General features: G+C 68.7%; 19 protein-coding genes and 1 pseudogene. 2 read left to right on the top strand and 18 right to left on the bottom strand.

Annotated elements, in window-relative coordinates; genetic code table 11:
* Positions 1 to 64: 64 nt before the first annotated feature.
* From D105_RS15085 to rluD, 5 genes are all read right to left on the bottom strand, one after another.
* Positions 65 to 241 (bottom strand): hypothetical protein, encoded by a 177-nt coding sequence (locus D105_RS15085; RefSeq protein WP_018867147.1) that lies wholly within the window; start codon positions 239 to 241, stop codon positions 65 to 67.
* The gene (locus D105_RS0109705; RefSeq protein WP_018867146.1) at positions 242 to 430 is read right to left on the bottom strand and encodes a 5-carboxymethyl-2-hydroxymuconate Delta-isomerase; all 189 of its coding nucleotides are present in this window, start codon (positions 428 to 430) and stop codon (positions 242 to 244) included.
* Positions 431 to 551: 121 nt separating this feature from the next.
* Entirely contained in the window at positions 552 to 3,134 is a 2,583-nt protein-coding gene (clpB, locus tag D105_RS0109700) for an ATP-dependent chaperone ClpB (RefSeq protein WP_017940397.1), read from the bottom strand.
* Positions 3,135 to 3,324: 190 nt separating this feature from the next.
* Complete coding sequence (gene pgeF, locus D105_RS0109695; protein ID WP_017940396.1) at positions 3,325 to 4,107, bottom strand: peptidoglycan editing factor PgeF; 783 nt, start codon at positions 4,105 to 4,107, stop codon at positions 3,325 to 3,327.
* On the bottom strand, positions 4,100 to 5,059 hold the full coding sequence (gene rluD / locus D105_RS0109690) for a 23S rRNA pseudouridine(1911/1915/1917) synthase RluD (RefSeq protein ID WP_017940395.1): 960 nt from the start codon (positions 5,057 to 5,059) through the stop codon (positions 4,100 to 4,102). Before rluD ends, pgeF begins: the two co-directional genes overlap by 8 nt.
* Positions 5,060 to 5,138: 79 nt before the next feature.
* On the opposite strand from rluD, the gene D105_RS0109685 reads away from it, so the two are divergent.
* The gene (locus D105_RS0109685; RefSeq protein ID WP_018867143.1) at positions 5,139 to 5,981 is read left to right on the top strand and encodes an outer membrane protein assembly factor BamD; all 843 of its coding nucleotides are present in this window, start codon (positions 5,139 to 5,141) and stop codon (positions 5,979 to 5,981) included.
* A gap of 278 nt (positions 5,982 to 6,259) precedes the next feature.
* Here the strand turns inward: D105_RS0109685 and D105_RS0109680 are convergent, their stop codons facing one another.
* From D105_RS0109680 to D105_RS0109625, 12 genes are all read right to left on the bottom strand, one after another.
* Positions 6,260 to 6,598 carry a P-II family nitrogen regulator gene (locus D105_RS0109680; protein WP_017940393.1) on the bottom strand — a complete coding sequence of 113 codons (339 nt, stop codon included), beginning with the start codon at positions 6,596 to 6,598 and terminating at the stop codon, positions 6,260 to 6,262.
* 420 nt (positions 6,599 to 7,018) lie between these two features.
* Positions 7,019 to 8,713: an NAD+ synthase gene (locus tag D105_RS0109675; protein WP_018878279.1), complete on the bottom strand. Its 1,695-nt coding sequence runs from the start codon at positions 8,711 to 8,713 to the stop codon at positions 7,019 to 7,021.
* Between the two features lie 7 nt (positions 8,714 to 8,720).
* Positions 8,721 to 9,590 (bottom strand): succinate--CoA ligase subunit alpha, encoded by an 870-nt coding sequence (gene sucD / locus D105_RS0109670; protein WP_018878278.1) that lies wholly within the window; start codon positions 9,588 to 9,590, stop codon positions 8,721 to 8,723.
* Positions 9,587 to 10,747 carry an ADP-forming succinate--CoA ligase subunit beta gene (gene sucC, locus D105_RS0109665; protein ID WP_018878277.1) on the bottom strand — a complete coding sequence of 387 codons (1,161 nt, stop codon included), beginning with the start codon at positions 10,745 to 10,747 and terminating at the stop codon, positions 9,587 to 9,589. The genes sucD and sucC overlap by 4 nt, the downstream gene beginning before the upstream one ends.
* A gap of 70 nt (positions 10,748 to 10,817) precedes the next feature.
* Positions 10,818 to 11,198, bottom strand: a complete 381-nt coding sequence (gene panD, locus D105_RS0109660; RefSeq protein ID WP_026279269.1) for an aspartate 1-decarboxylase — start codon at positions 11,196 to 11,198, stop codon at positions 10,818 to 10,820.
* A gap of 394 nt (positions 11,199 to 11,592) precedes the next feature.
* Positions 11,593 to 12,471, bottom strand: a complete 879-nt coding sequence (gene panC, locus D105_RS0109655) for a pantoate--beta-alanine ligase (RefSeq protein ID WP_018878276.1) — start codon at positions 12,469 to 12,471, stop codon at positions 11,593 to 11,595.
* 15 nt (positions 12,472 to 12,486) lie between these two features.
* Positions 12,487 to 13,281, bottom strand: coding sequence for a 3-methyl-2-oxobutanoate hydroxymethyltransferase (gene panB / locus D105_RS0109650; RefSeq protein WP_018881638.1), 795 nt, complete (start codon positions 13,279 to 13,281; stop codon positions 12,487 to 12,489).
* Between the two features lie 35 nt (positions 13,282 to 13,316).
* The gene (locus D105_RS0109645) at positions 13,317 to 13,967 is read right to left on the bottom strand and encodes a deoxynucleoside kinase (RefSeq protein ID WP_018878275.1); all 651 of its coding nucleotides are present in this window, start codon (positions 13,965 to 13,967) and stop codon (positions 13,317 to 13,319) included.
* Positions 13,964 to 14,506 (bottom strand): 2-amino-4-hydroxy-6-hydroxymethyldihydropteridine diphosphokinase, encoded by a 543-nt coding sequence (gene folK / locus D105_RS0109640; protein WP_018878274.1) that lies wholly within the window; start codon positions 14,504 to 14,506, stop codon positions 13,964 to 13,966. Before folK ends, D105_RS0109645 begins: the two co-directional genes overlap by 4 nt.
* Entirely contained in the window at positions 14,503 to 15,930 is a 1,428-nt protein-coding gene (pcnB, locus tag D105_RS0109635) for a polynucleotide adenylyltransferase PcnB (RefSeq protein WP_018878273.1), read from the bottom strand. The genes folK and pcnB overlap by 4 nt, the downstream gene beginning before the upstream one ends.
* Before the next feature lie 52 nt (positions 15,931 to 15,982).
* Complete coding sequence (locus D105_RS0109630; protein WP_017940404.1) at positions 15,983 to 16,450, bottom strand: NUDIX hydrolase; 468 nt, start codon at positions 16,448 to 16,450, stop codon at positions 15,983 to 15,985.
* Positions 16,447 to 16,887, bottom strand: a complete 441-nt coding sequence (locus tag D105_RS0109625; RefSeq protein ID WP_017940403.1) for an RNA-binding S4 domain-containing protein — start codon at positions 16,885 to 16,887, stop codon at positions 16,447 to 16,449. The genes D105_RS0109630 and D105_RS0109625 overlap by 4 nt, the downstream gene beginning before the upstream one ends.
* 115 nt (positions 16,888 to 17,002) lie before the next feature.
* On the opposite strand from D105_RS0109625, the gene D105_RS0109620 reads away from it, so the two are divergent.
* Positions 17,003 to 17,692 (top strand): glutathione S-transferase family protein, encoded by a 690-nt coding sequence (locus D105_RS0109620; protein WP_018878272.1) that lies wholly within the window; start codon positions 17,003 to 17,005, stop codon positions 17,690 to 17,692.
* Between the two features lie 291 nt (positions 17,693 to 17,983).
* On the opposite strand, the pseudogene D105_RS15390 reads toward D105_RS0109620, so the two are convergent.
* Positions 17,984 to 18,192 (bottom strand): annotated as a pseudogene (locus tag D105_RS15390) (hypothetical protein).
* Positions 18,193 to 18,303: the final 111 nt, after the last annotated feature.

Raw genomic sequence — 18,303 nt, 5'->3', positions numbered from 1 at the left:
TCCGTCTTTCCTCCCCCCGAGTGTAGCGGTCCGGAACGCCCGGCTCGCCACGCACACCGGCATTTCAATCCGGGCGGTCCCGGTCTCCGTCCTGCGGATCGTGCCGCGCGTAGCTCGCCGCCTCCATCTCGGTCACCTCGACGGTGATTACCGCCTCCCCGATCCGGTCCTGCAGGGCCCGCAGGACGGCCTCGCTCAGCGCCTGGCGCTGCGCCAGCGAACGGCCGGACTTGAGACGCACCTAGACATGCACGAAAGGCCGCACCTCGCCCCCGAGCCGATACTGCGACACCGGGTGGGCGCGGACCTTGATATGCGACGCCGGGAACAGCCCCGAAGCGCAGGCCGCCGCGTGCAGGGCGTCCAGCCAAGCGGCCACCTCCGGCCCCGCGGCCAGGCCCTGCGAATATTCGACGATCAGATGCGGCATACCCAACCCCCTCGGCGCACGTCCCGTTGCGCCAGGCCCGCGATTGTGTCGCAGCGCGGACCCGGCATGAAAAAGGCCCGCACCGGGCGGGCCTTGTCGATGTCGCAGGATACCGGACGGATCAGGCCGCGGCCGCCGCCCGGGTGAAGGCCAGCTGCTCGCCGGCCATGTCCACCTCGATGGTATCGCCGGGGCCGAACTCGCCGGCCAGAAGCGACTGTGCCAGCGGGTTCTCCAGCTGGGTCTGGATCGCCCGCTTGAGCGGGCGCGCCCCGTAGACCGGGTCGAAGCCCGCGGCCCCCAGGTGGTCCAGCGCGGCGTCGGTGATAGTCAGGCCCAGGTCGCGCTCTTCCAGCCGCTTGCGCAGGTACTGCAGCTGGATATCGGCGATCGCGCGGATCTGTTCGCGCTCCAGCGGATGGAACACCACCACGTCGTCCACACGGTTGATGAACTCGGGACGGAAGTGCTGCCCGACGATCTCCATCACCGCGCCCTTCATCGCCGCGTAGTTCTCCTCGCCGGCCATCTCCTGGATCTGCTGCGAGCCCAGGTTGGAGGTCATCACGATCACCGTATTGCGGAAGTCCACGGTGCGGCCATGCCCATCGGTCAGGCGGCCGTCATCCAGCACCTGCAGCAGCACATTGAACACATCCGGGTGCGCCTTCTCGACCTCGTCGAGCAGGATCACGGAGTACGGCTTGCGGCGCACGGCCTCGGTCAGGTAGCCGCCCTCCTCGTAGCCGACGTAGCCCGGGGGCGCCCCGATCAGCCGCGCCACGGAGTGCTTCTCCATGAACTCGGACATGTCGATGCGCACCATCGCCTCTTCGGTGTCGAACAGGAACCCGGCCAGCGCCTTGGTCAGCTCGGTCTTGCCCACGCCGGTCGGGCCAAGGAACAGGAACGAGCCGTTCGGGCGGTTCGGGTCGGACAGGCCCGCCCGCGAGCGGCGGATGGCGTTGGCCACCGCGCGCACCGCCTCGGACTGACCAACCACGCGGTCACCAATGGCCTCTTCCATGCGCAGCAGCTTGTCCTTCTCGCCCTCCAGCATCTTGGAGACCGGGATGCCGGTCCAGCGCGAGACGACCTCGGCGATCTCCTCGTCGGTGACCTTGTTGCGCAGCAGCTGGGTCTCCTGGCTCTCCATCTCGTGGGCCATGGCCAGGGACTTCTCCAGGTCCGGGATACGCCCGTACTGCAGTTCGGACATCCGCGACAGATCCCCGGCGCGGCGGGCCGTCTCCAGCTCGGTACGGGCGCGCTCGAGCTCTTCCTTCAACTGGGCAGCGCCGGAGACCGAGGCCTTCTCGGACTTCCACACCTCTTCCAGGTCGGAGTACTCGCGCTCCAGGCGCTCGATCTCCTCCTCCAGCGTGCCCAGGCGCTTCTTCGAGGCGTCGTCGGATTCCTTCTTCAGGGCCTCGCGCTCGATCTTCAGCTGGATCAAGCGCCGCTCCAGCCGGTCCATGGACTCGGGCTTGGAGTCGATCTCCATGCGGATGCGCGAGCTGGCCTCGTCGATCAGGTCAATCGCCTTGTCCGGCAGCTGCCGGTCGGTGATGTAGCGCTGCGACAGCTGCGCGGCCGCGACGATCGCCGGGTCGGTGATCTCGATGCCGTGGTGGACCTCGTAGCGCTCCTTCAGCCCGCGCAGGATGGCGATGGTGTCTTCCTGCGTGGGCTCGTCCACCAGCACCTTCTGGAAGCGGCGCTCCAGCGCGGCGTCCTTTTCGATGTTCTGGCGGTATTCGTCCAGCGTGGTCGCGCCGATGCAGTGCAGCTCGCCACGCGCCAGGGCCGGCTTGAGCATGTTACCGGCGTCCATCGCGCCCTCGGCCTTGCCGGCGCCCACCAGGGTGTGGATCTCGTCGATGAACAGGATCACGCGACCCTCTTCCTGCGAGAGCTCCTTGAGCACGGACTTCAGCCGTTCCTCGAAATCGCCACGGTACTTGGCCCCGGCCAGCAGCGCGCCCAGATCCAGCGCGAGCACGCGCTTGTCCTTGAGCCCCTCCGGCACCTCGCCGTTGATAATGCGCTGCGCCAGGCCCTCGACGATCGCGGTCTTGCCGACGCCCGGCTCGCCGATCAGCACCGGGTTGTTCTTGGTGCGCCGCTGCAGCACCTGGATCGAGCGGCGGATCTCCTCGTCACGCCCGATCACCGGGTCCAGCTTGCCCTGCTCGGCGCGCTCGGTGAGGTCGATGGTGTACTTGTCCAGGGCCTGGCGGTTCTCCTCGGCGTTCGGGTCGTCCACCTGGGCCCCGCCGCGCATGTCCTCCACGGCCTTCTCCAGGGAGTCCTTGTTGGCGCCAGCGTTGCGCAGCATCTCGCCGACACCAGCCTTCTCGTCGATCGCCGCGAGCAGGAACAGCTCGCTGGGGATGTACTGGTCCTTGCGCTCCTGGGCGAGCTTGTCGCAGACGTTCAGCATGCGCCCCAGGTCGTTGGAGACATGCACCTCGCCCGCGGCGCCTTCCACCTTCGGCAGGCGATCCAGCGCCTCGCCCAAAGCGGAGCGCAACTGGCGCACGTTGGCGCCGGCGCGGTCGAGCACGTGACGGATCGTGCCCCCCTCCTGGTCCAGCAGGGCCAGCAGCAGGTGGGACGGCTCGATGAACTGATGGTCGCGGCCAACCGCGAGCGACTGTGCGTCCGCGATGGCGGACTGGAATTTGGTGGTCAGGCGATCCATTCGCATTGGGAAACCCCTCGGTCGAATCTTGTTGAACTGACACCAACGTTGGGGACTATCCCCCCGGCTTCAAGGATAGACGCGCGGAAACCGCTGCGCGGGGCCAGAGCCGAGGCTCGCCGCGAAACCAGCGTCGGGGTGCATCCAGCGACTGCCACGGCCCCTGGCAGGGCCTCGCAGTGACAGGTGGCTATCGCGCGGGGTCGGGGGCGAACCACACGAGCGTGCCCATGCGGCCGGTCGCTCCTTCGCGACGATAGGAATAGAAGGTCTCCGCCTCGGTGAAGGTGCAGCGGCCCCCGCCGGCGACCTGCGCCACACCGGCCCGCTGCAGCCGCTGGCGCGCCAGTCGGTAGAGATCCGCCAGCAGGCGCCCCCCGGCACCGGGCCGAAACGCGGCATCGGCCTCCGGATCCTGCGCCCGGAAGGCCTCGCGCACCTCGGGCCCGACCTCGAAGGCGACGGGTCCGATGGCAGCCCCCATCCAGGCCTGGATTGGCACACCTGGCCGCAGGCCGTTCAGCGCCAAGATCGTTGCCTCCAGCACCCCATCGGCCAGCCCACGCCAGCCGGCGTGGGCCACCCCGACCGCCGCGCCGTCCACTGTCGCCAGCACCACGGGCAGACAATCGGCGGTCTGCACGGCGCAGATCGCCCCCGGCCGGTCGCTGACCACCGCATCGGCCTCGGGCGTATCGCCCGCCTTCAGCGCCGCCTGCAGGGCATCGGCGGTGATCACGGTCGTCCCATGGACCTGGCGCGGCCAGGCGATGGGCGCGGCGCACCCCAGGGACTGTTCCAGTCGGCGCCGGTTTTCCGCCACGTGATCCGGGGCATCGCCAGTATGCAGGGCCAGATTCAGCGCGGCCCAGGGCCCGGTACTGACGCCACCCGTCCGGGTCGTCTGCAGCGCGTGCACCCCGGCCGGGAGTTCCCCGGGCCCGGGTTTCAACAGCGGCAGGGCCTCAGACATCCCCATCCTCCCGGGCATCGGCGCGCAGGGCCGCGAGCAGGACCTCGAAATCCTCCGGCAGCGGGGCCTCGAAGGCGCAGGGCTCGCCCGTCTCCGGATGCTCGAACTCCAGGCGGGCCGCATGCAGGGCCTGGCGCTTGAAGGCCGCGACCGTCGCCTTCGCCGCGTCGCCCATGCCCTTCACCGGGCGCGGACGACCGCCGTAGGTCAGATCCCCCACGATCGGGTGGCGGATATGTGCCATATGCACACGGATCTGGTGCGTGCGCCCGGTCTCCAGACGTACGTTCAGCAGGGTGTGCGCGGGAAAGCGCTCGGCCACTCGGTAATGCGTGACCGCGGGCTTGCCGGCCGCGGTCACGGCCTGGCGCTTGCGATCAACCGGATGACGCCCGATCGGCTCGTCGATGGTGGCCCCGCTGATCACTCGGCCCTGGACCAGGGCGCGGTACTCGCGGTGCACGCTGCGCGCCTGCAATTGGCGCACCAGGGCGGTCTGGGCCTCGGGCGTACGCGCGACCACCATCAGGCCGGTGGTGTCCTTGTCCAGGCGGTGGACCACCCCGGCGCGCGGCAGCTGCGCCAGCTCCGGGGCGTGGTGCAGCAGGGCATTGACCAGCGTGCCGTCGCGATGCCCGGCCGCCGGGTGGGCCACCAGCCCGGCGGGCTTGTTGACCACCAGCACCGCGGCGTCCTCGTAGACGATGTCCAGCGCAATGGCCTCGGGCCGGGCCTCCAGCACCGGCGCCTCGGGCGCCGTCAGCTCGACCCGCTCGCCCCCGCGCACCGGCGTGCGCGGGCGGGGCGAGCCACCATCCACCCGCAGCGCGCCCTCCTTCAGCCACTGGGTCAGCTGGCTGCGCGAGTACTCCGGGAACAGCCGCGCCAGCGCGGCATCCAGGCGCTGTCCCGCCGCTTCTTCCGGCAGACAGGCCTCCCGCGGTTCACTCATTGCGCGGCCTCCCGCTCGTCGCCACCGGGGCTTGATGTTGTAGAATCCCTGCACTTCGGTTCATCTGTGAGGCCTCGCCGTGATTTCTGTCCCGCACCTGTCGCGCCTGCTCGTCGTTCTGATCGTGGCGCTCGTGGTCGCCGGCTGTGCCGGGCGCGAAGACCCCACGCTCGGCTGGTCCGCCAGCCAGCTCTACGGCGAGGCCAAGAACGCCCTGAACGAGGGCAACTACGACCAGGCCGTCGAATACTACGAAAAACTCGAGGCGCGCTATCCCTTCGGGCGCTATGCCCAGCAGGCGCAGATCGAGATCCCCTACGCCTACTACAAGGCCGGCGAGCCGGAACCCGCCCTGGCCGCGGTGGACCGCTTCGTGCAGCTGAACCCGCGCCACCCGAACCTCGATTATGCGTACTACCTGCGCGGGCTGATCAACTTCAACCGCCAGCAGGGCTTCCTCGCCAACCTGTTCCCGCGCGACCCCGCCGAGATGGACCCGGAGCCCTTCGACCAGGCCTTCCAGGACTTCGACCGCCTGATCCGCGAGTTTCCCGACAGCCGCTATGCCCCGGACGCCTACCAGCGCATGATCTACATCCGCAATGCGCTGGCCGCCTACGAACTGCGGGTGGCCGAGTTCTACATGGAACGCACCGCCTGGGTCGCCGCCGCGCAGCGCGCCCGCAACGTCATCTCCACCTACCCCGGCGCCGAGGTGATGCCCAAGGCCCTGGCCGTGCTGCATCGCGCCTACACCGAGCTCGGCCTGGACGATCACGCCGAGAACACCATGACCGTGCTGGAGCTGAACTACCCGGACGCGGCCGTGGCCGTGCGCGCGGGCGAGCCGGTGGAACTGGAAGGCGAGGAACGCCGCGGCCTGTGGCGCGTGATGGACCGCATCCCCTTCCTCACCAACTGAGTTGGCACCTCCCGGCGCTGTTTGGACTCACCACGAAGCACACGAAGGCACGAAGAAGGGCAAGGTCAAGGGCGTTTGCACCACAGAGTGCACGGAGGACACGGAGAAAATCAGGGCTGCAGGGCAAGGCGCATCGAGCTCCGTCTGAGTCATCGAACATCACCAATTTAGGCCTTTCTCTGTGTGCTCCGTATCCTCTGTAGTGAAAAGGCTTTTAACCTCCTTCGTGCCTTCGTGCGCTTCGTGGTGAATCCAAGCGGCGCCGAAAGGCAGGTCGCTCAGAGGGCCTCGCTGCCCTCTTCGCCGGTGCGGATGCGGACCACGCGCGACATATCCGACACGAAGATCTTGCCGTCCCCGATCTTGCCGGTGCGCGAGGCCTTCACGATCGCATCGATGCAGGGGTCGACCCGGTCGTCGTCCACCACTAGTTCCAGCTTCACCTTGGGCAGGAAATCGACCACGTATTCCGCGCCCCGGTAGAGCTCGGTGTGGCCCTTCTGGCGCCCGAAGCCCTGGACCTCGGTCGCGGTCATCCCGGCGATACCCATCTCGGTCAGGGCCTCGCGGACATCTTCCAGCTTGAACGGCTTGATGATCGCCTCGATCTTCTTCATGCGAATCCCTTTGGTTGTGCCCGCTGCGCAGGCGCTTGTCTCACCCCTGAAAGTGTATCAAACCCCCGGCCCCGCGCTGTGGTCCTCGCCTGCTCGCGACGTTCGACGCTGCTCTGGATTCACCACGAAGCACACGAAGGCACGAAGAAGGGCCAGGTCAAGGGCGTTTAACAGGAAGACGGGAAGGCTGGAAGAGGGCCTGTGGTTGATCGGGGAAGTCCTTTCCGGTCCGCAATATGCCGCCGTTTCGGATACGTCGGACGGAGCGAGGCACCGAGTCAGTATTGTCGGGGCCCTAAGACCGCAGCCCGGGACACCCCATTCAGAACCTTCGGTACTTCCTGTCTTCCTGTGAACCGTCCTTGACCTTCTTCGTGCCTTCGTGTGCTTCGTGGTGAACTCTGCGCGCGTCGGCGCGGATCAGTCCGGGCGGTAGCCGGAGGTGATCGGGTAGCGCCGGTCGCGGCCGAAGGCGCGCGGGCTGACCCGTATTCCGGGCGCGGCCTGGCGGCGCTTGTACTCGGCGATGAACACCATGCGGGCGATGCGCTCCACCGTGGGGCGGTCAAAACCCTGCGCGACGATCTCGGCGACGGACCGTTCCTGTTCGACAAAGGCCTCGAGGATCGCGTCCAGCACCTCGTACGGCGGCAGCGAGTCGGCATCCTGCTGATCCGGCGCCAGCTCCGCGCTGGGCGGACGTTCGATCACCCGTTCCGGGATCGCCGGCCCGCGCGTGTTGCGCCAGCGCGCCAGGCGATACACCCACTGCTTGGAGACATCCTTCAGCGGCGCGAAACCGCCATTCATATCGCCGTACAGCGTGGAGTAGCCCACCGCAATCTCGGATTTGTTGCCCGTGGCCAGCAACAGCTTGCCGCTGCGGTTGGACAGCGCCATCAGGAGCACACCCCGGGCGCGCGCCTGCAGGTTCTGCTCGGTTACGTCCCCCGCCCCGGCCGGATACGCGGACAAGGCATCCCCCAGCCCCGCCATGAAACTCTCGACCATCGGTTCGATCGCGATCTCGTGATACTCCAGCCCCAGCAGCCGGGCCTGTGCCTCGGCGTCCTCGATGCTGATCGAGGCGGTATAGCGATAGGGCATCATCACGGCCGTGACCGCCGCCGGGCCCAGGGCGTCGGTGGCCAGCGCCGCGGTCAGTCCGGAGTCGATCCCGCCGGACAGGCCCAGCAGCACCCCGGGAAAGCCGTTCTTGGTCACGTAGTCGCGGATGCCGATCATCAGCGCCTGGTAGAGGTCGCGGGCATCGGCCTCGTCCGGTTCCGGACCGGGGTCGGTCAGCGTCGGCCGGATGCCGCAGGCGGACAGGTGCAGGTGCTCGTCGCGGGGGTGCAGAATCGGACCCTGCACCCCGCGGCGCGCCTCCACCTGCCCCAGGCCGGTCGCCCAGGCCGGCAGCACGGCCCGCGCGCCGTTGACCGGATCCTGCACGAAGGAACGACCGTCAAAGACCAGCTCGTCCTGGCCACCTACCTGGTTCACGTAGACGACCGGGCAACCGGTCTCGGCGACGCGCTGGCCCACCACGCGCAGGCGTTCCTCGGCCTTGCCGCGGTGGTAGGGCGACGCGTTGAGATTCAGCAGGAGCTCGGCCCCGGCGGCCCGCGCCGCGGTCGCCGGGGCCGGCTGCCAGATGTCCTCGCAGACCGTCAGTCCGACCCGCCAGCCGTCCAGTTCGACCACGCAGGCCTCGGTGCCGGCGACGAAGTAGCGCTCTTCGTCGAACACCGAGTAATTGGGCAGGACCTGCTTGGCATAGCGCGCGATGCAGGCCCCGTCGCGCAGCCAGAGCGCCGCGTTGATCAGGCCCGCCTCGCCGTGCACCGGGGCGCCCAGGATCACATCGATACCCCGCGCCGCCTCGGTGATCGCGGTCACCACGCGCTCCACGCCCAGCAGAAACGCCGGACGCAGCAGCAGGTCCTCCGGCGGGTAGCCGGTGACCGCCAGTTCGGGGAACACCACTGCGCGGGCGCCGCCGGCGCGGGCCTGTTCGATCGCCTCGAGGATGCGGTGGCGGTTGTCCTCCAGACCGCCCACCACCGGGTTGATCTGGGCCAGGGCCAGACGCAGGGGCGAATCGGCGCTCATCCGCGGATCAGACCAGTGCGGACTGCATCGCGGCGCCCAGTTCCGCCGGGCTCTCGGCCACGGTCGCACCGGCCTCGCGCAGGGCGGTCATCTTCTGCGCCGCGGTGCCCTGACCACCGGCGATGATCGCCCCGGCATGGCCCATGCGCCGGCCCGGCGGCGCGGTGGCGCCGGCAATATAGGCGGCCACCGGCTTGTCGAATTCGTCCGCGATAAAGCGCGCGGCGCGCTCCTCGGCGTCGCCGCCGATCTCGCCCACCATCAGCACGCCGTCGGTCTCCGGATCCTCGCGGAACAGGCGCAGGCAGTCGACGAAGTCCAGGCCCTGGATCGGGTCGCCGCCGATGCCCACGCAGGTGCTCTGGCCCAGGCCAAGGTCGGAGGTCTGCTTGACCGCCTCGTAGGTCAGGGTGCCCGAGCGCGAGATGATGCCGATGCGCCCGCGACGGTGGATATAGCCGGGCATGATCCCGACCTTGCAGGCATCCGGGGTAATGATGCCCGGACAGTTGGGGCCGATCAGGCGCGTCGGGCTGCCGGCCAGCACCTGCTTGACCCGCACCATGTCCTGTACCGGGATACCCTCGGTGATGCAGACCGCCAGCTCGATCCCGGCGTCCGCCGCCTCGCAGATCGCGTCCGCGGCGAACGGGGCCGGCACGTAGATCATGCTGACGGTCGCGCCGGTGGTCGCCACCGCGTCGGCCACGGTATCGAACACCGGCCGATCCAGATGGGTCTGCCCGCCCTTGCCGGGGGTTACGCCCCCGACCAGGCGGGTCCCGTAGGCGATGGCCTGTTCCGAGTGGAAACTGCCCTGCTTGCCGGTGAAGCCCTGACAGATCACCTTGGTGTCGCGGTCGACGAGAATGCTCATGCCACGGCCTCCACTACGGCCCGCGCTGCCGCGTCCAGATCAGCGGCCGGGATCACGTCCAGGCCCGAGTGCGCCAGCGCACTGCGGCCCTGCTCGGCGTTGGTGCCCTCCAGGCGCACCACCACCGGCACCTGGACCTGCACCTCGCGGATCGCGGCGATGATGCCCTCGGCGATCAGGTCGCAGCGCACGATGCCGCCGAAGATATTCACCAGCACCGCCTTCACCGAGGCATCGGACAGGATCAGCTTGAAGGCCGCGGTCACCCGCTCCACCGTCGTGCCGCCACCGACATCCAGGAAGTTGGCGGGTTCGCCGCCGTGGTGCTGGATCAGGTCCATGGTCGCCATCGCCAGGCCGGCACCGTTGACCATGCAGCCGATGGAGCCATCCAGGCGGATGTAATTGAGGTCGTGCTCGTGCGCCTGTTCCTCGGCCGGGTCGCGCTGGCGCGCGTCGCGCTCTTCGAACAGCGCCTTCTGGCGGTAGGCCGCGGAGTCGTCGATGGTCAGCTTGGCGTCGACCGCCAGCAGCCGGTCATCGCCGGTCAGCACCAGCGGGTTGATCTCGAGCAACTGGGCATCGAGCTGCTGGAACAGGGCATGCGCGTTGGTCACCAGCTGCGCCATTGCCTTCGCGGCGGCGCCGGCCAGGCCCAGGGTCGAGGCCACCCGGCGGCCATGAAACGGCATTACCCCCGTGGCCGGATGGATCGGCAGGGTCACGACCGCCTCGGGGCGCTCCGCCGCCAGCGTCTCGATATCCATGCCGCCCTCGGCGGAGACCACCAGCGCCAGGCGCTCGCGCGCGCGGTCCACCAGCATGGCGAAGTAGAATTCGCGGGCAATATCCACCGCCGGCTCCAGCAGCAGCTGGTCCACCGGCAGCCCCTCGGGGCCGCTCTGGCCGGTGACCAGGCGCGAACCCAGCAGGTTCTCCGCGGCCACGCGCGCCGCCTCAAGGGAATCCGCCATCACCACGCCGCCGGCCTTCCCACGACCGCCGGAGTGGACCTGGGCCTTGACCAGCACGCGCTCGGCACCCAGCGCCTGCCAGGCGCCGGGTAGTGCATCGATCGCGGTGATCACCTGACCGTCGGGAACGGGGATGCCGGCGTCGCGAAAGCGCGCCTTGGCCTGAAATTCGTGGAGATTCATGGGCGTCGAGGATAGCGGCGCGCCCCCGGCCCGACAACTGCGGGCGGGCCGTGCGCGGAGGAGAGGGAAATCAGGCGGCCTGGACCGGGATGCCGTGACCGGTGCGAATGATCCGGTTGCTGGCGTCGAGATAGACCAGGTCGGGGGTGAATTCGCGGGCCTCGGCGGCCTCCATCTGAGCATAGGCGCAGATGATCACGCGATGGCCCACCGCCGCCTTGTGCGCGGCCGCGCCATTGACCGAGATGATGCCGGAACCGGCCTCGCCCTCGATCGCGTAGGTCGTGAAGCGCTCGCCGTTGTCGATGTTGTAGATCTGGATCTGCTCGAACGGCAGGATGCCGGCCGCCTCCAGCAGGCGGGTATCGATCGCGCAGGAGCCTTCGTACTCCAGCTCGCAATGCGTGACCCGGCCCTGATGCAGCTTGCCTTTCAGCATAGTGACAACCATACGGCGAATTCCCGGCTTGTACCTCGGAAGGGCGGAAAATTATCCGCGATCCCGGCGACCACGGCAAACCCGCCCGTTCGGGTCAATGTTTTTTCACCACGAAGCCCACGAAGACACGAAGAAGGGCAAAGGGCGGATTTACCACAGAGCACACGGAGGACACAGAGAAAACTACTGTTGGGGTTGAGAGCGTCCGCGGCGAAACGCATCAATCCGGGAACTGGGGGGCCGCGGGCCACCACCCGATGGGATGCGATGCGCGGCGCTCATCACATCCTACCCCCCGAAAGCCTGGTCCTTTCCTCCGTGGACTCTGTGCCCTCCGTGGTAAAAAGCCCCTGACCTGGCCCTTCTTCGTGCCTTCGTGGGCTTCGTGGTCAATCCGTTAACAGAATCAGGCCAGGCGGGTGCGGACGTTGTCGATCAGGCGCACGTCCTCCAGCCAGGCGGCGGACAGGACCACGAGGTCCTGCTCCGCCAGCGGTACGCCCGAGGCCGGCTCCAGCAGGTCCTCGGCGCGGCGGATCGAAAGGTACTCCGGATCGAAACCGGCCTCGCGCAGTCGTTCGCAGGCCCGTCCCTCGACCTCGGGGATGCGGTCGGCGTCGAACACAGTGGCGGTACGGCAGACCATCGCGACCTCGTCCAGCACCCGCTTGAGCTCGGGGGCTACCGCACGGGCGTCCTCCGACAGCTGGCGGTTGCGCGAGCTGAAGGCCAGACCGTCCGCCTCGCGCACCGTGGGGATGGCCTCCACCCGGGTCGGGATGTCCAGCCCCTGCACCATGCGCTCGATCAGCTTGAACTGCTGGAAGTCCTTCTCGCCGAACAGGGCCAGGTCCGGGCGCACCAGGTTGAACAGCTTGGTCACCACGGTGGCCACCCCGTCGAAGTGCCCCGGTCGGTAGTCCCCCTCGAGGATCTCCGACAGCCCCGGCACGACCACGCGTACCGGGGGCATGCCGTCATCGGGATACATGTCCTCGTTGCTGGGGCAGAACAGCGCATCCACGCCGGCATCGGTCGCCAGACGGGCATCCTCCTCCAGGGTGCGCGGATAACGCTCCAGGTCCTCGGCGCGATCAAACTGCAACGGATTCACGAAGATCGAAACCACCACCCGCTGGGCGCGCGCCCGCGCATGCCGGATCAGGGTCAGGTGCCCCTCGTGCAGGTTGCCCATGGTGGGCACCAGCGCCACGGTGCCGCGCCCCTTGCGCGACCACTCTCGATGCATGGCCACCAGCTGTGGCCGATCACGCAGGATTCTCATGCTCGGGCTTCCGTGTCAGGTAAAGGTATGGACGCCGGATTGCGGGAACGCCCGGGTCCGCACGGCGTCGCAGTAGGCGCGTACCGCGCCTTCCAGGGAGCCCCCCTCGGCGAGGAAATCCCGCGCGAAGCGCGGCGGCTCGGGGGTCAGGCCAAGCACATCGGACAGCACCAGCACCTGGCCGTCACAGCGCGGACTGGCGCCGATGCCGATCACCGGCACCCCGGCGCTGCGCACAATGGCATCGGCCAGGCTCTCCGGGATGCCCTCCAGCAGCAGGGCCTGCGCCCCCGCACTCTCCAGGCGCGCGGCCAGGGATTCCATCTCGGCCGCCGCCTTCGGATCGCGCCCCTGCACGCGGTGGCCACCAAAGCGGTGAACGGCCTGCGGCGTCAGCCCAAGGTGGGCGCAGACCGGAATGCCGGCGGACACCAGGCGTTCCACGATCGGTACCTCCACCGCCCCGCATTCGACCTTGACCATGTGCGCCCCGGCCCGCAGCAGTGCCCCGGACTGGGCCAGGGCGGTGGCGACATCGACATCGCCCAGAAACGGGATATCCGCCATGATCAGGGCGTTCTCGCTGCCGCGCGCCACGTTGGCGACGTGATAGACCATGTCGTCCAGCGTCACCGGCAGGGTGGTCGTGTGGCCCTGCACCACCATGCCGAGCGAATCGCCGACCAGGATCACGTCGACCCCGCAGCGGTCCAGCAGCCCGGCGAAGGCCGCGTCGTAGGCAGTGAGGCAGGCGATCGGCTCGCCGGCCTGCTTGCGCCGGGCCAGGGTGTTCACGGTAATCGGCCGCATGTTCATGCCTCCCGGGCAGTCCGGCTTGCCACCCTCTAGAGCGAGATGGGCAACGGGTTGAAGTAGTGCCGCCCGCCCTGGATCGGCTCCAGAAACTGCACCAGCTGGTCGAAATCGGCCGGGTTGTTCACCCAGTCAATCTCGGTGGCGTTCACAATCACGAGCGCCGGTCCTTCGAAATGATAGAAGAATTCCGCGTAGGCGGCGTTCAGCCGTTCCAGGTAACCGGCCTCGATGTGACGTTCGTACGGTCGTGCCCGGCGGCGGATGCGTTCCTGCAGCACGTCCACCGGCGCCTGCAGGTAGATCACCAGGTCCGGACGCGGCAGGCCGCCGCGCAGGTGCCGGAACATCTCGCGATAGATCTCCAGCTCATCGGGGTGCAGGTTCAGCTCGGCGAACAGCGGGTCCTTGTCCATCAGATAGTCGGACACGTGCCGCTGCTCGAACAGCCCCTTCTGCGCCACTGGCGTCAGCTGGCGCACGCGCTGCACCAGGAAGTGCAGCTGGGTCGCCAGGGCGTGCTTGTCCGGCTCCTGGTAGAAGCGGTCGAGGAACGGGTTCTCGTCCGGCGCCTCGAAGATGCCCTCGGCCTGAAGGTGCTCGGCCAGGCGTTTCGCCAGGCTGGACTTGCCAACCCCGATCGGTCCCTCGACCGCGATGAAATCGAAATCGGCCAGACTCATCGGCGCCCCTCCGCCGCCGCGACGTTCGCCTCCGGCTCCGCGATCGGGATCAGGCCCGCGCCGTCGAAGCGCCGCGCCAGCCCCTCCAGCGGGCCCGCACCCGGGATCTGCAGACCAGGCGCCAGCTCCAGCAACGGCAGGACCACGAAATCACGCTCGGCGATGCCGGCATGCGGCACCTGCAGGCCCGGCAGATCCAGCGACTGTTCACCGAACAGCAACAGGTCCAGATCCAGCAGCCGCGGCCCCCAGCGGCTGCCGTCGCGCTTGCGGCCGCAGGCGCACTCGATGGCCTGCAGACCCGCCAGCAGGTCCAGCGGCTCCAGACGGGTGTGCAGCCGGGCCACTGCGTTCACGTAGTCGGGCTGGTCCTGCGGACCCATCGGCGGATTGCGGAACAGCCGGGAACGCCCGGTCAGGCGCGTCTGCGGCAGTTCCTGTGCCAGACGGTCAAACGCGTCGCGCACCTGCGCCTCGGGCTCGCCCAGGTTGGCACCGATCCCGATGAAGGCCTGCACGCCGTGATCGGCCGTGCTCACTCGCCACCCCCGGCATCGGGCTTCGAGGCCGCTCCGGCGTTCTCGCCACCACCCTTGCGGCCCCGGCGCCGACGGCGGCCACCGCGGCGCGACTTGCCCTTGGTACCCGACTTGCCGTCACCTTTGGGCCCCTTCGGGGCTCCGGCCATGGCCTTCTGGCCGGCCTCGTCCTGCTCCTGGATCTCGGTCCACCAGCGGCACAGCTCGGGGTCGGCATCGCCGGCACGGGCGCGCAGACAGAGGAAGTCGTAGCCGGCGCGAAAACGCGGATGGGTCAGCAGGCGAAGCGCGCGGCCGCCCCGATGGCGCTCCAGGCGCGCCTGCAGTTCCCAGATCTCGCGCACAATCAGGCTGAAGCGCTTGGGGATGGAGACCGTCTTCACCTGCCGATCGAGCACCTCGGCCATCGCCTGTTGCCAGGCCGGGATCTCCTGCTCGCCGTCGTCGATCCGTTGCGCCGCGGCCACCTGCACCGGCGCCCACAGGATCGCGGCATAGAGGAAGGCCGGGTTCACGCCCAGCCCCTCGTTGATGCGCTTGTCGGTGTTCAGCAACGACTCGACCAGGAACTGGCGCCGCTCGGGACCGACATCCGGATCGGCAAAGCAGTCCGCCGCCTCGGGGAACATCGCCTCGAACAGGCCAAAGCGCTCGAGCTCGTCCAGGCAGGTCACCGCCGCACCGCTGTGGAACAGCTTGATCACCTCGTCGAACAGCCGCGCGGGCGCCACGGTCTGCATCAGCGAGGCCAGCTCATGGATGCCGGCCTCGACCTCCGGTGCGATGGTTAGCCCCAGCTTGGCGGAGAAACGCACCGCCCGCAGCATGCGCACCGGGTCCTCGCGCAGCCGGGTCTCGACGTCGTCGCCGATCAGGCGCAGCACGCCCGCGCGCAGATCCTCGACCCCGCCGGTGTAATCCAGCACCGAGAAGTCCTCGATGTCGTAGTACAGGGCGTTGACGCTGAAGTCGCGGCGGATCGCGTCCTGCTCGATGGTGCCGTAGCGGTTGTCCCGCAGGATGCGTCCTTCCTCGCTCAGTGCCACCTGGCCCTCGTCCCCGGACTCGTCGTCATGCGGGGCGCGAAAGGTCGCCACCTCGATCATCTCGCGCCCGAACAGCACATGCGCCAGGCGGAAGCGGCGCCCGATCAGGCGACAGTTGCGGAACAGCCCGCGCACCTGCTCGGGCGTCGCGTCGGTGGCAACGTCGAAATCCTTCGGTTCGCGGCCCAGCAGCAGGTCACGCACGCCGCCGCCCACCAGACAGGCACGGTAACCCGCGTCGCGCAGGCGATAGAGCACCTTCAGGGCGTTGTCGTCGATCGCCGCGCGCGAGATCCCGTGATCCGCGCGCTCGTAGACGTGCGGTTCCGGCAGCTCGCTGTCGGGTCGAGTCGGGGTTGCGGGGTCAGCCTTTGTCACGCGATACCGTAGCGGTGGTCGAAAGCGCCGTATGGTAACAGCTTGGCCGGCTTCATCCCGCTTTTCGCACCGGGCGTGGCGCGGCGGTTTCACCGGTCAGACGCCAGCGGCGGTAGTCATCGAGGATGCGCCGGTGATCGAACACCAGGACCGGATCCGGATCCTCCGGGTCCAGCCAGGCGCAGTCGGTGGCATCGTCGGCGGCCTTCGCCTCGCCCCGGCCACGGGCGATATAGACCGCGCTGACGGTATGCCCGCGCGGATCGCGCTCCGGGTCGGAATAAACGCCCAGCAACACCTCCAGCTCGACCTCCAGCCCGGTCTCCTCGCGCGCCTCGCGCACCGCGGCATGCTCGGCGGACTCGCCAACGTCGACGAAGCCCCCGGGGAGCGCCCAGCCATGCGGGGGGTTGCGCCGCTCGATCACCAGCACCCGACCGGGCTGGGCCGGATGACGGATCACCAGATCCACCGCCACACGCGGGGTCACCGGAGGGCCACTGCCTTCGAGGGATGTCACTCGGATTCGCTCCTGTCGCTGTCATCCTGGCGAATAAAACGGCGAATCTTGCGCCGCTCGCGCTTGTCCGGCCGGCGGCTGGGCGCACTGTCCGCCACCGCGCGCTCGGCCCGGCGGCGCTCGCTTTCCGCCTCGCGCCGGGCCTGGCTCTCCGGGGTCTCCTCGTACAGAGCCTGTGCCTCGCGGGCCGGCCGGCGCTGCTCGTTCAGCCCCACCACGTCCAGCTCCCAGACCTGCGGGCCCCGATGGATCGTCAGGCGGTCACCGGGATGCACGCGCCGCGCCGGCTTGCAGCGCTCGCCGTTCACGTGGACCTTGCCGCCGCCAACCGCTTCGCTGGCCAGCCCGCGCGTCTTGTAGAAACGCGCGGCCCACAGCCACTTGTCGATCCGCAGCCCGGCGCTGGGCGCCTCGTGGTGGCCGCTACCCCTGGCCAAGGCTTCCCCGGGCCTGCGCGAGGGGGGACAATGCGCAACCTTTCCAGGCCAGGCACCGACGTTCCGCGGTCATCCGGACCGTGACCTGCCCCGACCCAGGACGCCAAGGACCCTCATGAATCTGCCGCATCTGCACCTGATCAGTTTCGCCATCTGTCCGTTTGTCCAGCGTAGCGTGATCACGCTGAAATACAAGCAGGCCCCGTTCGAACTGAGCCTGATCGATCTGGCCGACCCGCCGGAGTGGTTCCGCGCGCGCTCGCCGCTCGGCAAGGTGCCGGTGCTGATCGTCGACGACGACACCGTGCTGTTCGAGTCGGCGGTGATCAACGAGTATATCGATGCCATCACCCCGCCCGCCCTGATGCCGGTGGACCCCCTGGAACAGGCCCGCACCCGGGCGTGGATCGAGTACCTCTCGGAACAGACCTTCGCCCAGTATCACTGGATGACGGCCGCCACCGAGGACGCCTTCGAGCTCGCGCGCCATACGGCCGCGCGCGGGCTGGAGCGCCTGGAACAACAGATGACGCGGGATGATCGCCTGGCCACCCCGGATTTCTCGCTGATCGACGCGACCCTGGCACCGATCCTGATGCGCTATGCGCTGCTTGCGGACCCGGACAGCCCCTGGGAGGCGGAGGCGTTTCCACGGCTGGCGCAGCGCTGGGAGCGGCTGCGCGAGATGCCGGCCGTGCGGGACTCGGTCCCGGCCGACTTTGCGGCGCAGCTGGCCGACTACCTGCGCAAGCAGGAGGGCTTCGCGCCGGCGCATTTCGCGGCGAAGCTCGACGGGTCCGCCTGACCCGGGCTTTTCCCGACCACCCACCCCTTGGGTCGCGCCCGGTTCGGCATCGGGTATTTGCACTGCCTCCGGGTGGTCGCCTGCCGGGTTGAGGCTGGCCCTGGTTCGGCATCGGGTGTTTACGTGCCTTCGGTCCACATACTGCCGTGCGCTGACTCGCCAGCGCGCCCCGAGGTACTTTCTTGCTTGCCCAAGAAAGTACCCAAAGAAGGGCACCCGGATTCCGCCCGGGAACCTCGCTCCGGACGCGCTGGGCCGGCGGCGCTGAACTCGCTGCGCCTCCGGCTCCGCTCATACATCCAGCGCCTTCTCCCGGCCCATCACGCCCTCCGCGAGGGGCTCCATACGGGGGAGGAAGGTCAAGACAGAAGGTGTTCCAGCCCCACGACACCACAACAGCCCTGCCGCCTGAAAGCCCCCAGCGCCCGCGCTGCGGGCGCGGCACGCAACGGCCCAAGGCCGAGCGTGCCCAGATGCCGGAAGACCCAGCCTTGATCCATTACCACGAACCTGTGGACCGCCGTTGTCTTGACCTTGACCCCCCGTTGTCGTCGCGCCGAGTGGAGAGGGTTTTCGCGGGAGACAAGGCGCTGGATGTCTGAGCGGAGCCG

Source organism: Thioalkalivibrio sp. ALE28, from assembly GCF_000377425.1.
Classification (GTDB): Bacteria; Pseudomonadota; Gammaproteobacteria; order Ectothiorhodospirales; family Ectothiorhodospiraceae; genus Thioalkalivibrio.
The sequence above is the reverse complement of the archived record's forward strand: the minus strand, read 5'-3'. Positions and strand labels throughout refer to the sequence as shown.

Bases quoted from the DNA above. Each gene is read 5' to 3' on its own strand.
- rluD (WP_017940395.1), bottom strand. From the start codon at position 5,059: ATGAGTGAACCGCGGGAGGCCTGTCTGCCGGAAGAAGCGGCGGGACAG.
- D105_RS0109645 (WP_018878275.1), bottom strand. From the start codon at position 13,967: ATGAGTCTGGCCGATTTCGATTTCATCGCGGTCGAGGGACCGATCGGG.
- D105_RS0109680 (WP_017940393.1), bottom strand. From the start codon at position 6,598: ATGAAGAAGATCGAGGCGATCATCAAGCCGTTCAAGCTGGAAGATGTC.
- sucC (WP_018878277.1), bottom strand. From the start codon at position 10,747: ATGAATCTCCACGAATTTCAGGCCAAGGCGCGCTTTCGCGACGCCGGC.
- panD (WP_026279269.1), bottom strand. From the start codon at position 11,198: ATGGTTGTCACTATGCTGAAAGGCAAGCTGCATCAGGGCCGGGTCACG.
- D105_RS0109675 (WP_018878279.1), bottom strand. From the start codon at position 8,713: ATGAGCGCCGATTCGCCCCTGCGTCTGGCCCTGGCCCAGATCAACCCG.
- panB (WP_018881638.1), bottom strand. From the start codon at position 13,281: ATGCGGCCGATTACCGTGAACACCCTGGCCCGGCGCAAGCAGGCCGGC.
- D105_RS0109620 (WP_018878272.1), top strand. From the start codon at position 17,003: ATGAATCTGCCGCATCTGCACCTGATCAGTTTCGCCATCTGTCCGTTT.
- sucD (WP_018878278.1), bottom strand. From the start codon at position 9,590: ATGAGCATTCTCGTCGACCGCGACACCAAGGTGATCTGTCAGGGCTTC.
- clpB (WP_017940397.1), bottom strand. From the start codon at position 3,134: ATGGATCGCCTGACCACCAAATTCCAGTCCGCCATCGCGGACGCACAG.
- pgeF (WP_017940396.1), bottom strand. From the start codon at position 4,107: ATGTCTGAGGCCCTGCCGCTGTTGAAACCCGGGCCCGGGGAACTCCCG.
- panC (WP_018878276.1), bottom strand. From the start codon at position 12,471: ATGAGAATCCTGCGTGATCGGCCACAGCTGGTGGCCATGCATCGAGAG.
- D105_RS0109705 (WP_018867146.1), bottom strand. From the start codon at position 430: ATGCCGCATCTGATCGTCGAATATTCGCAGGGCCTGGCCGCGGGGCCG.